Annotated in this window: 11 protein-coding genes; 6 read left to right on the plus strand and 5 right to left on the minus strand. The window is 57.8% G+C overall.

Going from position 1 to position 13,900, the window contains the following annotated elements; all coding sequences use genetic code 11:
• Nucleotides 1-122 precede the first annotated feature (122 nt).
• On the plus strand, nucleotides 123-311 hold the full coding sequence (locus ICA15_RS22690; protein WP_210554704.1) for a hypothetical protein: 189 nt from the start codon (nucleotides 123-125) through the stop codon (nucleotides 309-311).
• 18 nt (nucleotides 312-329) lie between these two features.
• Here ICA15_RS22690 and ICA15_RS22695 read toward each other — a convergent pair whose 3' ends face one another.
• Nucleotides 330-707 (minus strand): fe2+ zn2+ uptake regulation protein, encoded by a 378-nt coding sequence (locus ICA15_RS22695; RefSeq protein ID WP_150615725.1) that lies wholly within the window; start codon nucleotides 705-707, stop codon nucleotides 330-332.
• Nucleotides 708-1,009: 302 nt separating this feature from the next.
• On the opposite strand from ICA15_RS22695, the gene ICA15_RS22700 reads away from it, so the two are divergent.
• Entirely contained in the window at nucleotides 1,010-3,355 is a 2,346-nt protein-coding gene (locus ICA15_RS22700; RefSeq protein WP_210554705.1) for an acylase, read from the plus strand.
• Between the two features lie 55 nt (nucleotides 3,356-3,410).
• Here the strand turns inward: ICA15_RS22700 and ICA15_RS22705 are convergent, their stop codons facing one another.
• Nucleotides 3,411-4,412 carry a FecR family protein gene (locus tag ICA15_RS22705; RefSeq protein WP_210554706.1) on the minus strand — a complete coding sequence of 334 codons (1,002 nt, stop codon included), beginning with the start codon at nucleotides 4,410-4,412 and terminating at the stop codon, nucleotides 3,411-3,413.
• A gap of 152 nt (nucleotides 4,413-4,564) precedes the next feature.
• On the opposite strand from ICA15_RS22705, the gene ICA15_RS22710 reads away from it, so the two are divergent.
• Nucleotides 4,565-4,834, plus strand: a complete 270-nt coding sequence (locus ICA15_RS22710; RefSeq protein ID WP_150603134.1) for a PepSY domain-containing protein — start codon at nucleotides 4,565-4,567, stop codon at nucleotides 4,832-4,834.
• Nucleotides 4,835-4,892: 58 nt separating this feature from the next.
• Here ICA15_RS22710 and ICA15_RS22715 read toward each other — a convergent pair whose 3' ends face one another.
• A complete protein-coding gene (locus tag ICA15_RS22715; RefSeq protein WP_318010481.1) occupies nucleotides 4,893-9,023 on the minus strand; it encodes a dermonecrotic toxin domain-containing protein in 4,131 nt (1,376 codons plus the stop codon).
• 927 nt (nucleotides 9,024-9,950) lie between these two features.
• Here ICA15_RS22715 and ICA15_RS22720 point away from each other — a divergent pair.
• Nucleotides 9,951-10,991, plus strand: a complete 1,041-nt coding sequence (locus ICA15_RS22720; protein ID WP_210554708.1) for an Ldh family oxidoreductase — start codon at nucleotides 9,951-9,953, stop codon at nucleotides 10,989-10,991.
• 251 nt (nucleotides 10,992-11,242) lie between these two features.
• Here ICA15_RS22720 and ICA15_RS22725 read toward each other — a convergent pair whose 3' ends face one another.
• Entirely contained in the window at nucleotides 11,243-11,560 is a 318-nt protein-coding gene (locus ICA15_RS22725; RefSeq protein ID WP_150603131.1) for a YqjD family protein, read from the minus strand.
• A 154-nt stretch (nucleotides 11,561-11,714) separates the two neighbouring features.
• Here ICA15_RS22725 and ICA15_RS22730 point away from each other — a divergent pair, with 154 nt between their 5' ends.
• Nucleotides 11,715-11,966 carry a hypothetical protein gene (locus ICA15_RS22730; RefSeq protein WP_042559031.1) on the plus strand — a complete coding sequence of 84 codons (252 nt, stop codon included), beginning with the start codon at nucleotides 11,715-11,717 and terminating at the stop codon, nucleotides 11,964-11,966.
• 7 nt (nucleotides 11,967-11,973) lie between these two features.
• Here the strand turns inward: ICA15_RS22730 and ICA15_RS22735 are convergent, their stop codons facing one another.
• On the minus strand, nucleotides 11,974-12,888 hold the full coding sequence (locus ICA15_RS22735; RefSeq protein ID WP_210554709.1) for a LysR family transcriptional regulator: 915 nt from the start codon (nucleotides 12,886-12,888) through the stop codon (nucleotides 11,974-11,976).
• A gap of 84 nt (nucleotides 12,889-12,972) precedes the next feature.
• Here ICA15_RS22735 and ICA15_RS22740 point away from each other — a divergent pair, with 84 nt between their 5' ends.
• A complete protein-coding gene (locus ICA15_RS22740) occupies nucleotides 12,973-13,896 on the plus strand; it encodes a carbon-nitrogen hydrolase family protein (protein ID WP_210554710.1) in 924 nt (307 codons plus the stop codon).
• The last annotated feature ends 4 nt before the right edge of the window (nucleotides 13,897-13,900 follow it).

Consider the following 13,900-nt stretch of genomic DNA (forward strand, 5'->3'; position numbering starts at 1 on the left):
AAAAGCCTTCATCGGCTGTAACATGAGACCCCGTTTGCAGCGGCGCATCCCCGTAAGACGGTAAGTGCATGGCATGCAAGTGGACACAAACCGGATACATTCCAAAGTTTCAGGAAGCCGCAATGACCCAGAAGCAACGCTTGATTTATTCGATTCTGATCGCCGTCTCCGTACTGGCGATCATGCTCGGCCTGTCCTGGCTGCAAAACACCGGGAGAATCGATGAAAAGACCTTCCAGTACATCGCCATCGGTGTGGCGGTGATCGTCGTGGTGATCAACGGCGTGATGCGCCGCAAGGTCAAACCCTGACGGCGATCGCTGGACGTTTCAATCGATGTCGAGCACTGCAGCAGCCTGCGGATGCAGGCTGTAGCTCTTGTCGGCGTTGACGGTGATCACGCCTTCGGCGCTCAGGCGCTTGAGGACTTCGCGCACACTCAGAAAGGACAGCGGAATATCCAGATCCAGCAATTGGCTATGGACGCCGCGAACGCCCAGGCGACGGTCGTTCTGTGCCGCGACCAGCAGGGCGTCGATGACCTTAAGGCGAATCAGGCTGGTGCGCAGACCAAAACTTTTCAGCAGCAGACGGATGCGTTCGTTGCCGTGACGCTCGACGCGTTGTTCGAAATCGCTCGCGTGCGGGCTCATGGATGCTCCTTGTAACGCCTGGCTACCGTCCGTTGGTAGTTGCGAGTTGTACATGTGATTACTCCTTTTCAGAGCCCGATCGGGAAAGGTTTTCTTTGCGCTCTCTAAAACAAGACGTTTCAGCTCGCCAAATCATGAAAGAAAAAATGTAGAAAATTTGTCGGGATTTCGTCTTCTGCGTGTAATCACTGCGCAAAACCGCCGCGCACCGCGCTAAATTTTTTTCGTCGACGTTCGTTTTCAGGACAGGCTCATTGCGTGTGGACGCATGGGTGTTTCCACAGCGGATCCGTCGCCCGTCACATGCTTCGCACGGTATGCAGATCCGCTCTTCGGCATTTCGATCAGGAGCGAGCGTGATTATTTCCAGGCAGTTAACCGGACTGGCCCTTGCCGGTATTTTTTGCGGGCTTAGCCTGTCGGCCCATGCATTCAGCCCCTCCGTTGATGCCAGCGCCGAGATCCGTCGTACCGGTTTTGGTGTGCCGCATATCCGCGCCCAAGACGAGCGTGGCCTCGGTTTCGGCATCGGTTACGCCTATGCGCAGGACAACCTTTGCCTGCTGGCCAACGAGATCGTCACGGTCAATGGCCAGCGTTCGCGTTATTTCGGCCCGGATCAGTTCACCGTCGAGGAGCGTGAAAACCGCGTCAGCGATGTCTTTTTCAACTGGCTCAATACGCCGGAAGCGGTCAGCACGTTCTGGCAGGCGCAAACGGCCCAGGTACGTGATTTGGTCCAGGGTTATGCCGCGGGCTACAACCACTATCTCGCCGAACGCCGTCAGCAGGGCCTGCCGCAACAATGCCAGGGCGAGTGGGTTCGCGAGATTGCTCCAGAAGACCTGGTCAAGCTGACCCGTCGGCTGTTGGTCGAGGGCGGGGTTGGTCAGTTCGCCGAAGCCTTGGCCGGTGCCACGCCGCCACAGGCCACAGCGCGGATCGCCAACGATACGCATACCTACCAAATGGCAGATGCCCGTCAGCAGCGCTTCGCGCTCGATCGTGGCAGCAATGCCGTGGCGGTGGGTGGCGAGCGTTCGTTCAATGGTCGCGGCATGCTGCTGGCCAACCCGCACTTTCCCTGGGTTGGCGGTATGCGTTTCTATCAAATGCACCTGACCATTCCCGGCAAACTTGACGTCATGGGCGCCGCGTTGCCGGGCCTGCCGATGATCAACATCGGTTTCAACCAGCATCTGGCCTGGACCCACACGGTCGATTCCTCCAAACACTTCACCCTGTATCGCCTGCAACTCGATCCGAAAGACCCGACGCGCTATCTGCTCGATGGCCAATCATTGCCGATGAGCAAGCAGACAGTGACCGTGCAGGTCAAACAGGCCGATGGGCAAGTGCTGCCGGTGGCACGCGACATCTATAGCTCGAAGTTCGGCCCGATTGTGCAGTGGCCGGGCAAGCTCGATTGGGACACTCAGTTCGCCTACAGCCTGCGTGATGCCAACCTCGACAACGATCGCGTGCTCAAACAGTGGTATGCGATGAATCAGGCTTCCACGCTTAAAGAATTGCAGGATTCGGTGCACAAGATTCAGGGTATTCCCTGGGTCAATACGCTCGCCGCAGATGACAAGGGACAGACGCTGTATATGAACCTGTCGGTGGTGCCGAACGTCAGTCGCGAAAAACTCGCGAAGTGCAGTGACCCGCGAATCGGCACCCAGATGATCGTGCTCGACGGTTCCAACAGCGCCTGCGCCTGGGACATCGACCCGCAAGCTGCGCAGAAGGGTATCTACGCCTCCAGCCAATTGCCGCAACTGCTGCGCAAGGACTTCGTCCAGCACTCCAACGATTCCGCATGGCTGGCCAACCCGGCGCAACCGCTCACCGGTTTCTCGCCGCTGATCAGTCAGGACGGCCAACCGCTGGGGTTGCGTTCGCGCTTTGCCCTTGATCGTCTGGCCAGCCTGAATAAAAAAGGCCCGTTGGCAGTGAAGGATCTGCAGCAAATGGTGATGGACGATCAAGTGTATCTGGCGACCCAGGTCGTGCCGGATCTGCTGAAGTTCTGCGCCGCTGACCTTGGCGCCGATGCGCAAGCCCTCAAACCTGTGTGTGCCAGCCTGAAAGCCTGGGACGGGCGCGCCAATCTGGATTCGGGCCTGGGCCTGGTGCATTTCCAGAACATCATGCAAGCCCTGCAGCAGTCAGCGGACATCTGGCGCGTAGCCTTCGATCCGCAGGATGCGCAGCACACTCCGCGTGGTCTGGCTGTCGAGCAGTCAGCGGTGGCCAAGGCTCTTCGCGAAGCGATGCTGGCGTCGGTCGATACGGTTGCCAAAATGGGCCTGAAACCGCACACCCGTTGGGGCGACATTCAGGTGGTCAGCAGCGGCGGGCAGCAGACGCCGATTCATGGCGGGCCGGGTACGCTGGGGATCTACAACGCGATCCAGAGCGTGCCGCGCGAAGATGGCAAGCTTGAGGTGATCAGTGGCACCAGCTATCTGCAAGTCGTGACGTTCGATGAAAAGGGCCCGCACGCGCAGGGGCTGTTGGCCTTCTCGCTGTCCAGTGATCCGGCATCGAAGTATTCACGCGATCAGACCGAGGCGTTCTCGAAGAAACAGTGGAGTGTGCTGCCGTTTACCGAACAGCAGATTCTGGCTGATCCGCAGTATCAGGTGCAGACCATTCACGGGGCGCCGGAGAAAACGGGGAACGTCGCCGCACAGTAAACACGGCGTTACTTGAAAAACAATTGAAGGCCGCATCCCGCAAGGGGCGCGGCCTTCAGCTTTTTGGCGGCTGCTGCGGCATCGGGTTGATCACCGGGTTGCCTTCCTTGTTGCGCGTCAGGTAGACGGGCAAGACCTTGGGCAGGGAGTTGGCAAGGTTGTTCAGCTCTTTGATGTTGTAGATACCGCCCACCCGAATTGTTCCGGTGCTGTTGTCAGCGAGCATCAACGGTTTTTCCAGGTAGCGGTTGATCAGCGGCAGCGCTTCATTGAGCGGCAGATTGTCCAGCACCAGTTTGCCGCTGCGCCAGGCAAGCGAAGCATCGTTTGGGTAGGACTGGCTGATCTGCGGCATGTAGTCGCCCGGCTTGTAACGCGCTTGCATGGATGGCTCGAGACGCAAGCCATCGCCCGGCAATTGACGATTGCTGCTGACCAGCACCGAACCTGCAATCAGGTTCACCCGCACTTGATCCTCGTACATCCAGACATTGAACCGCGTGCCGGTCACCCGAATCTTGCCTTCGCCTGCACGCACGACAAACGGGTGCGACGTGTCGTGACTGACGGTAAAGAACGCCTCGCCTTTTTTCAGCGTGACGCGGCGTTCGTCCTTGTAGTTGCTGAAGGTCAGGTCAGTGTTGAGGTTCAATTCAAGTTGGCTGCCGTCACTCAGCGTTACCTGACGCACATTGTCAGTGGCGGCAAAATGCTCGTAACTGTTGGGCAGCCAGCCGAGATTCCAACCGGTGTAAGCCGTCAGTGGCAACGCCACTGCGCAGAACCCGGCCGCTATCGCGTATCGGCGCCATGGGCGGGCAGGCTGAGCAACCGGCACGACCAATGCTGTATCCGGGCGCGGGAGGTGGCCGGCAACGTCCCAGATCTCCAGCATGGCTTCGTACTCGAATGCATGCAGAGGATAAGCATCGTGCCATTGCTGGAAGGCGCGACGCTCTTCGTCCGTGCAGTCGGCGGCGTGCAAACGCATGCACCAGTGCGCAGCGGCATCGGTGATCGCATCGTATTCGGCTTCCGAGAGAGTGTCTTGGGTCATTGACTCATCCTGATTTCGCACATTCTAACCTTGACGGGAAGTTGCCGAGAACATTAGTCATGGCATTTACCCATCAAAGTGGAACTTATTTTTCGCTCAGGCGCCCAAAAAACAGGAAGCCCATGACCACTATCCACAAATGGAGTGAAAAAATGATCAAGAAGACTTTTGCCGCCCTGATTGCCACCGCCAGTTTGCTTGGCGCCGGCGCTGCGTTGGCGGACAAGCCTGGCGCAGGCTGGATCACCATCGAAAAAGCGATCGATACCGCAAAAACCAAGGCCGGTTATGTCGAGATCTACAAGATCGAAGCTGACAACGACGGCTATTGGGAAGGTGAGGGTCGCAAGGCCGATGGCGTCGTGTACGAGTTCCGCATCGACGGCGCATCGGGCAATGTATTGCGAGATCAAAAGGACTGAACGTCGTCAGTTGAATAAAGGTAAGCGCAGGTTAATCCTGCGCTTTCTTGTACGTGTTTCAGGTGACTGGCTCGGTGTCCAGCTGCCGGCCGATTTCGCAGATCAGGCGTGAAATCGAATCGGCATTACTCAAAATCACATCAACGCGAATATCCGCTGAGTCAGGGTCTAAAAACGCATCACGTGCGTCTTCAATGGTCTGGCAGCCCGTCAACTTCAGAAGTTTCTTGCTGACCCTTTCTGCACCCATATCTCGAATTTTATCCCAGGTGATATAAGCGCCTGCCTTTCTGTTCCAGCGCGAAAAAAGCTCATCTCGAGGTGTTTTTAACGAAAGTGCCCGGCTTTGAAATTTTTCCTGCTGATGCTTCATCGACAAGCCTTTCAAAGTATCGATTTTGATCAGATCAACAAACGGCCGTCGAGATTCCAGAGAGGCAAAATCTTCGGCTTTTGAGAATTGATGGGCGAATTCGTGAATCAGAGTCGATGCCTGAGCGTGGCCGTTGATATCGAATGGCTGCAACGTAGATGAATCGTACTCAACCAGACCTGGGTTGAAAAAATGCTCGGTGAGGTGAAGCTTTTTCTTACTGTCGTTTCCAAGTACGAACGCAATAGTCGTTGAGCGGCTGTTGACGTTTGAGCCGATAACGAAACGTTCGGTATTCATCAAGTCCTCGGTAGGATCCACCAAGGCATTGCAAATAGGCACGATCGTTTTTTTGATTCTGTTCAATAACTTTGTATCGATCTGCTGGACACCAAAAAAAGACTTGAGAAAGCTGTCCACGCGTTCGACAGGGATATTGCTTTTGACTAATGCCAGGTTATGCAGGCATTGGAATGCATAGTTTCTTGCCATATCGATTGCATGTTGAATCGTCCGGGCTTTTTGAGGGAAATTGAGACTGATAGCCTCCATGCCTTCAGCCTCGATGTTCATCATCACCTGACGATTCACCTCTACGGAAATGTGGTTGTGCAGTTTCGAAATGGCTTTACCGTAATGAACAGCATGGCGGTCAGGATTCAGGAAAAGTTGTGAGCCACTCTCTCTTAATGAGGGGCCGGGGTTTTCATCGTTTACCATCTGCCAGACCGCGCCGGGTTGTTCGATGCGGTAAACCTTGCCGGCAATGGCGGTGTACGTGCGCTTGTCGGTCGTGTCCTCGTAAATGCCGTTGCTGGTGTCGTGCTTGAGAGCCTCGAGCACCACATCTGATGCTTCAAAAGACTGCAGCTCGGTACGCAGCGGCGAGGTCGGCCTGATCTGCGACCATGCAGGGACGGGGATATTGCTTTCAGTCCCGGTCGGCACTTCAACGGGTGTTTCGGGCTCCACCTTGTCAGTTGCTCCAACGGTTATGTCTTCTGTTTGCGCGGTGGCTTCCAGTGACAGGCTGCCGAGCAAGAGCATTTGCGCCGCGCCGGCGATGAACGCCTGCAGGGCTTTTTTCCAATGATGATCCTGCAAGGCTTCAGCCGATTCCTTGAAGTCTTTGTAGGCCTGCCAGAGAAAAATCGGACAGGACAGTTTGCCAGGCAGCAGATGCGCGGCCAGGCCGACGCCATACCTGAACAGGGTTTTGGCGGTCTCCCAGTCCGCTTGCGCGTTGCTTTGCAATTGGCAGTTGAGAAACTGCGGCAGCAGTTTGAGGTTGTCAGCGAAAAACCGGTGCAACAGATTGCCGGTAATGGCCGCGCCAGCCAGGGTCAATTCACTGGTCTTGTTCACGCTCGACTGCAACACGCCGCGAAAGACCGCTTGTTGCGCCTCCGGCAGGCGACGAATCAGCAGGTCCGGAAAATTGCCCGGCGTGTTGATGGCCGCGATCACGCTCGCTTCGTCCGCAAACTCGCGGAACACCTGTTCTGCATAGGGCGCATAAAGCACCAATGGGCCCTTGTGCCCAATGCCCGGCCTGATCAAATACAGCCCCAGGGTTTCCACGGCGACTGCGCCCGGCGTCTTGATCAACGACAGGGGATAAACCATCGCGTGGGCGCCTGCAACTGTCTCGCGTGCAAGACCATCCGGCATGTCCAGCACCTGGCAGAGGTAATCGAACGCGTCGCTGGACAATTGCTGTTGCAGTTTCAGGCCGTGCGCATGTTGCAGCAGTTGCCAGGGCAACTGGCGGTAGAATCGTTGTTTGCGCTCTTGGGCCAGAGGGTTAGTGTCCGATAGCGCGTCGACCACGGTCGTGGCGTAAGTCGTGGGTATCTCCAGCGACAGCAGCAGTTGCTGGACCGCGCTTTGATCCAGCTTGGCCGGCAGCGGCGTGGCTGTCTTCGAGGCGACCTTGTAGTGGGTGCCCTGGGCAAATTTCAGGGCAAACTCGGTGAGTGTGCACGCGGGGCCGCCCAAAGCCAGATCGGGTGTGATCTCGATATCAGTCGGCTTGAGTTTGCTGTCGGGGAAGCGCGCGTCCAGCAGAGACGTCAATCGTTTGGTCACATGATCCGGGAGCGAGGGCAGATCGCTGAGATAGTCTTTATCGTCGGCCACGCTCTGGCACCACTGCTCAAGCAGTTCGAGGTGCAACTGCTGCTCTGCCACCGGAGCCATGCCCAGCCAGGCGGGGAGAGTCTGCTGCAGGGCGATGGCTTTTGCCAGATGACTGGTTCGCAACAGGTTGGTTGCGATCATCTGCCTGGTGACGCTGGACAACGCCGGCACGAGTGCGGTCTTGCCCTTGAGACGCTCGCGTAGCACGGCGCAGCGAGCAAGGAAGTGATCGATGCCGGACTGGACGCAATGATCCAGCACATTGCCCTCGATCAACTGCAACGCACCCAACGTGAAGTTCTGCTGGAGCAGTTGATCGCCTGGCAGCAGGTTTTCCAGGAGTGACAGGCGATCCACCTGGTCCTTTAGACGTCGCTCCAGCGCGCGCCGCGCAACGTTGATGCTGGAAAAGACCTCAAGGCCAAGGGCGGGCGTCCACAGAATCGCTGTTCCCGCGTGCGCGTCGTCGAGGCCGCCACGCTCAGTCAGCAATACACAATGGGCCAACGTCCGTGGGTCTTTCGTCACTGGGTGCTCCAAGGCAATTGACCAGGCGTCAGGCCGAAAACCATTGAGTGAGCGGCGAGCGTCGCGATTGGGCTGAGCGGCATTGAAAACAGTTTCGACAATCGCCTGTTCAGCGGCTTTGAGCGAGCCACTGAGTACCCGCAGCTTTGCCTCACTGGTCACTCCGAAAAAGAGTGCGTGGGTCAGTCGCGGCTTCAGGTTTTCAAGGTGACTGCGTTGCTCGATCACATTGTCGAGCGGTTGACTTTCAAACAAACCGGCAAGCTCCGTGCGGATGCTTTCGCACGATTTCTCCACCACTTTCGCTTTTTGCTCAAGCACCGCTGAAGGTTGTTGAACGCCGGCCAGCACGGGCCGCGTCACCCAGCGTTCACCCGCGTCCATTTCCAGTAACTTCTCGTGGATCATCGTGTGGATATCCAGAGCCTTGTCGAACAGCGAGTGGATGCCTACGGCGCCATCGCTGAGGCGAAACGCCTGTAAGGCATAGGCGATGTTCTGACGTTGTTTGGTGATGATTGCCTCGAACAGGACCTTGAAAATCTCACCACTGATGCGTTCGCCGGTCACGTGAGGCCGGTCAAAACCGATATAGCGTTTGCGCTCTTCCAGGTTCAATAAGCCAAACAACTCATCCTGGTGGCCGGCTGCGCGAAACTTGCTGATCAAGGTCTCTTTCAGATCGCGGTAATCCTTGAGCACCTGCAGCCCCATGGTTGGCGTGTAGAGGCAGGCGTCGGCATGACTGATCATCAAGGAACCGGCCAGTTCGACATAGTTGGGTTCGTCTTCCCACAGGCGCACGGTTTCGATGGTCGGCAGCGGTGCCGTGCCCTGCTGGATCACGTGATGCAGGATGGCGAACTGCGTCGGATCAAGAATGTTGCTTTCGCGCTTGATCATCAGCTCGGCGCGTGCCTGCTCGCGCAACACTTCAGCAAAAAATGTCCGGCGCGCGGATTCTGCCGAGGCGGGCGCATTCCAGTAGTTTTCCATTTCGCTAAACAGCAGTACTTGAAGTTTGCCCGACGCCTGGTTCACCGCGTCTTCCCAGGCAGCCTGATCGCCTTCGACGGTCGCATGACCGGGGTGGGAAAATTCGCGCAGTTGGCCGCTTGGCCAGGCTCGCTGGCGGTAGATCAACAGCACGGCGTCACTCAGGCTCATCGAATCGTGCAAGTGCCGGCCAGACAGCGGCGGTGGCACACCGTCGATAACCTCGGCATCGGTATAGAAGGTGACCCGGGTCTGCGCCTGTTTAAGGTGGGGAAACCGGTAGGCCAACAGGCCATCAAGGATTTTTTCCAGCAGGGACGTGAGTGAGGGCAGTTGTTTCAGTTCCTTCAGCACAGCCTCGGCGTCGATTTGCCGGCAGGCGAGGATGGCAGCCTTCTGGCTATCGAAAATATCGCCTTCAATCGCTTCGTAGCTCAGAGTGTGGCTGCTTTGCCCGACGATTTTGCGGCGTTGGGATAACGCCAGAAAAGCCAGTATCGAATCGTCTTCCTTGATCGACTTGAAGCGCATTTCGAGTGCATCGATGAGGTTGGGCAGGCTGTCATATTTTTTCAGGCCATCGTACGGCGTATAGAGAATCGCGCCTTTGTCGTCAGGGGTTTCACTGAGAATAAAACTGCCTGCCAACGCGACGGGCGAAGGTTCGCCTATATCGAGGCTAATGCTTTGCGCGAGCATCGGCGGGGTCTGCTTGCTGCGTAGCGCCTGTGTGGCCAGTTCGACGTTGGCGAGCCAGCGGAAGTCGTTGTCGTTGAGGTTATGGGTCTTGCCCAGTGCTATCCACTGGCCAGATGAATTCAGGATTTCGGGGAAAAGGAGCGGGGGTACAGGCACGGTCATCATCGAGTCTCGGTATGGCGCGTTCGGCGCGAAATGTGAGGCTCAAGGCTAAAGGCGTGCCCGCGGCACGGGTGGTAGATAGTTATCGCGCAGCCAGCCTTGGCAGTGCCGCTGCACTGGCGGTCGGAGGGTTGACAGCAGGCGGGTCTGGCGTGGTTAATCGGTGGGCAAGTTATCCGTACGCTGGTGTTCCCTCCAATAATTATTCTGGAGCTTCAGATGTCTGCGCCACACGATTGTGCAACGCCTGCTTCTGCGTCGTCGATTTCACTCGAAACGCTGACCCGATTGCTCGAAACGATTTTTCTGCGCCATGGCACCTCCACTGAAGTGGCTCAGGTGCTGGCCGCCAACTGCGCCAATGCCGAGCGTGATGGCGCCCACAGCCATGGCGTGTTCCGAATTCCCGGTTATGTCTCGACCCTGAAAAGTGGCTGGGTCGACGGCCACGCAGTGCCACAGATCGAAGACGTCGCCGCGGGTTTCGTGCGTGTTGATGCCGGCAATGGTTTCGCCCAGGCGGCACTGGCAGCGGCTCGACCGTTGCTGGTGGAGAAGGCGCGTCATGCCGGGATCGCCGTGTTGGCCATTCGCAACTCGCATCACTTTGCTGCCCTGTGGCCGGATGTCGAACCTTTCGCCGAGGAAGGTCTGGTTGCGCTGAGTGTGGTCAACAGCATGACCTGCGTGGTGCCGCACGGCGCCGATCGACCGTTGTTCGGCACTAACCCGATTGCTTTCGCCGCGCCACGCGCCGGCGCCGCGCCGATTGTTTTCGACCTGGCCACCAGCGCTATCGCCCATGGCGACGTGCAGATTGCTGCGCGCAAGGGCGAGAAGGTGCCGGCAGGCACGGGAGTCGACAGTCTCGGTCAGCCAACCCAGGACCCCAAGGCGATTCTCGAAGGTGGGGCATTGTTGCCGTTTGGCGGCCATAAGGGGTCGGCGCTGTCGATGATGGTGGAATTGCTGGCGGCGGCGTTGACCGGGGGGAATTTCTCTTTCGAGTTCGACTGGTCAAATCATCCCGGCGCGAAAACACCGTGGACCGGGCAGTTATTGATCGTCATCGATCCGAGTAAAGCGGCGGGGCAGAGTTTCGCCGAGCGCAGTGAGGAACTGGTGCGGCAGATGCATGGGGCAGGGCTCAAGCGATTACCGGGGGATCGTCGGCATTTGCAACGGGCCAGGTCACTGGCGGAGGGGATCGTGCTGGATGAACAGACTTTGGGACAGCTGAGGGATCTGGCAGGTCATTGAAATGTTGCTTGGGGATCTGGCACGTAATTGAAATGTTGTTTGGGGATCTGGCAAGTAATTGAAATGGGGTGAGGATCAATGTGGTGAGGGGATTTATCCCCGATGGCCTGCGCAGCGGGCCCCTGCTTTTGATTCAAAAGCGGGGGCCGCTTCGCGACCCATCGGGGATAAATCCCCTCGCCACAAAAATCCCCTCCCCACAATGGGTTTCTGATCAAGTTAAAGCTTTGATTCTAAAAAGGTTTTTTTGCTTAGCGACGACCCAGCAGCAATCCCACTACCAAACCAAAACCAGCTGAAATCGCCACGGTCTGCCAAGGATGGCCGCCGATATAGCTCTCGGTGGCATCGACAGCGGGTTTGGTGCGCTCGCGTACGCTGGAAACCGAATCCAGCGCCTGTTGCAGCTTCAGCGCGACTTGTCCGCGCAGGGTCTCCGCTTCTTCGCCAACCAGTGAGGCGCTGCTCTTGAGCAGTTTGTCGGACTCTTCGATCAGTGCCTGAAGGTCGCTGAAAGCTTGATCCTTGATTTGATCCTGAGCGGCTTGCACGGCGGATTTGCGGGCCATTGGGTGACTCCTTGCAGTTGAATGGACAGTGATCAATGGAGTGTGACGCTGAGTAAAAAGTTGCACTGAATTTAGTCCGGAATCAAAAACCTGCGCGGGAGATTTCCGTCGAGCGTGTAAGATGTCGGCATTTTACGCCGCAGGATAATTCCCCATGAGTTTCAATCTGGCCGACAAACCCCTCGCAGAGCGCGCCGCGCTGGAAGACGAGAAATCCCGTCTGTTCGACCTCTGGCAAAGTAATCTTGGCAAAGCCAAAGGCGAGGCTGCACGGTTGTTCGGCGAGCGCGCCAAGCGCAAGGGCAAATGGGCCGAGTGGGTCCGTGCGGAACTCGACGGCATGTCACCGCCGGAGTTCGCCAACATGGTGCGCAGTGAGGTCAACCGCTTGATGGCGGCGAAGTAAGACCACGTCAGTCGCGTTTGAAACCCGCAACAATTGCTTCGCGCACCTTCACCACCACAGGGTCGATCTGGGTGCTGGTGCGCCAGCCGAGTTCGATCGGATAACGCGGCAGGGCCAACGGGCAGGGCAACAGCGCCAAGCCGCTGAGTGCGGCGATGCTCACGGCGGCATGCGCCGGAATCGTCGCCACCGCCTGACTGCCCTTGAGCAGAAAGGGCAGCGCGGCAAAATGCGTGGTCGATGCGCAGACCCGGCGACTCAAACCTAGCGCCGCCAGCCCTTCATCGGTAATGCCGATAAACCCTCCTGACGACACCAGCAGGTGCTCGCGGGCGACAAACTCCTGCAGATCGATCTGTTGCTGGCCGGGCGCAAGGCTCGCCGGGTCCACCAGGCATGCGTAACCCCCTTCACCCAACACCTGACGGCTGAGCAAGCGTTCGGCAAAACCGCCGGCAGTGATCGCCAGATCGATGCTGCGTTCCATCAGGTCGCGGGCGACAATCTGGCTGTGAGTCTGCCGGAAGATCAGCCGCAGCTTCGGCGCGCTACGGGCGATTTCTTCGATCAGGCGGCGACCGTAAGCGATTTCGAAATCGTCCGACAGGCCCACCGTAACCGACCGCCCTTCGTAGTGATTGGCTGCTGGATCAACCATCGCCAGGCTTTGCCGACACTTGTCAAGCGCCTCGCTGACCACCGGTTTCAACTGATTGGCCTTGAGCGTCGGCGCCAGTCCGCGCCCGGTGCGCACGAACAATTGATCGCCATAAACCTCACGCAGGCGCCGCAACGCCGCGCTGACTGCCGATTGCGTCACGCCCAGACGCAACGCTGCGCGGCTGGCGCTGGATTCTTCATGCAGTGCTTCGAAGACTTTCAACAGGTTGAGGTCGACCGTGGCGATATTCATTTGGCTCATATCATTCAGCAGCGATTGGGGCTTTATTCATGATCCCGTGGCGCCGGAGAATCAGCAACACTTGAATCCGATGGAGTGACCGCGATGCCAAAATCAATTGTTGCTGCGCTGCAAATTGGCGCGTTATCCGGTGGTAAAGGCGAAACCCTGGCGCAGATCCTCAGTTGGGAAGCCGCCATCATTGAATCCGGCGCGGCACTGGTAGTGATGCCGGAAGCGTTGCTTGGTGGTTATCCGAAAGGTGAAGGCTTCGGCACGCAACTGGGTTATCGCTTGCCCGAAGGTCGTGAAGCGTATGCACGCTATTTTGCCAATGCCATTGATGTGCCGGGTGCGGAAACCGAGGCGTTGGCGGCGTTGTCGGCGCGCACGGGGGCCAACCTTGTGATCGGCGTAATCGAGCGCGCGGGCAGCACGTTGTATTGCACGGCTCTGTACTTCGATCCGCAGTCAGGACTTGTCGCCAAACATCGCAAGCTGATGCCCACCGGTACGGAACGGCTGATCTGGGGCAAGGGCGACGGCTCGACGCTGCCGGTGCTCGACAGCCAGGTCGGCAAACTTGGCGCAGTGGTCTGCTGGGAAAACATGATGCCGTTGCTGCGCACGGCGATGTACGCCAAGGGTATCGAGGTCTGGTGCGCGCCGACCGTGGATGAGCGCGATATGTGGCAGGTGAGCATGCGTCACATTGCTCATGAGGGTCGCTGTTTCGTGGTCAGCGCGTGTCAGGTGCAGGCATCGCCAAATGAGCTGGGAGTCGAAATTGCGAACTGGCCGGCGGATCGTCCGTTGATTGCCGGTGGCAGCGTGATCGTCGGGCCGATGGGTGATGTGCTGGCGGGGCCGTTGCGCGGCGAGGCGGGGTTGCTGGCTGCTGAAATCGATACCGATGAACTGATTCGGGCGCGCTATGACTACGACGTGGTCGGCCATTATGCGCGGCCCGATGTGTTCGAGTTGAGCGTGGATGAACGCGCCAAACCGGGTGTGCGGTTCAATACTTAATCCT

It is taken from the genome of Pseudomonas sp. P116 (assembly GCF_020149425.1).
GTDB lineage: Bacteria > Pseudomonadota > Gammaproteobacteria > Pseudomonadales > Pseudomonadaceae > Aquipseudomonas > Aquipseudomonas anatoliensis.

Bases quoted from the DNA above. Each gene is read 5' to 3' on its own strand.
- ICA15_RS22690 (WP_210554704.1), top strand. From the start codon at position 123: ATGACCCAGAAGCAACGCTTGATTTATTCGATTCTGATCGCCGTCTCC.
- ICA15_RS22695 (WP_150615725.1), bottom strand. From the start codon at position 707: ATGTACAACTCGCAACTACCAACGGACGGTAGCCAGGCGTTACAAGGA.
- ICA15_RS22705 (WP_210554706.1), bottom strand. From the start codon at position 4,412: ATGACCCAAGACACTCTCTCGGAAGCCGAATACGATGCGATCACCGAT.
- ICA15_RS22710 (WP_150603134.1), top strand. From the start codon at position 4,565: ATGATCAAGAAGACTTTTGCCGCCCTGATTGCCACCGCCAGTTTGCTT.
- ICA15_RS22720 (WP_210554708.1), top strand. From the start codon at position 9,951: ATGTCTGCGCCACACGATTGTGCAACGCCTGCTTCTGCGTCGTCGATT.
- ICA15_RS22725 (WP_150603131.1), bottom strand. From the start codon at position 11,560: ATGGCCCGCAAATCCGCCGTGCAAGCCGCTCAGGATCAAATCAAGGAT.
- ICA15_RS22730 (WP_042559031.1), top strand. From the start codon at position 11,715: ATGAGTTTCAATCTGGCCGACAAACCCCTCGCAGAGCGCGCCGCGCTG.
- ICA15_RS22735 (WP_210554709.1), bottom strand. From the start codon at position 12,888: ATGAGCCAAATGAATATCGCCACGGTCGACCTCAACCTGTTGAAAGTC.
- ICA15_RS22740 (WP_210554710.1), top strand. From the start codon at position 12,973: ATGCCAAAATCAATTGTTGCTGCGCTGCAAATTGGCGCGTTATCCGGT.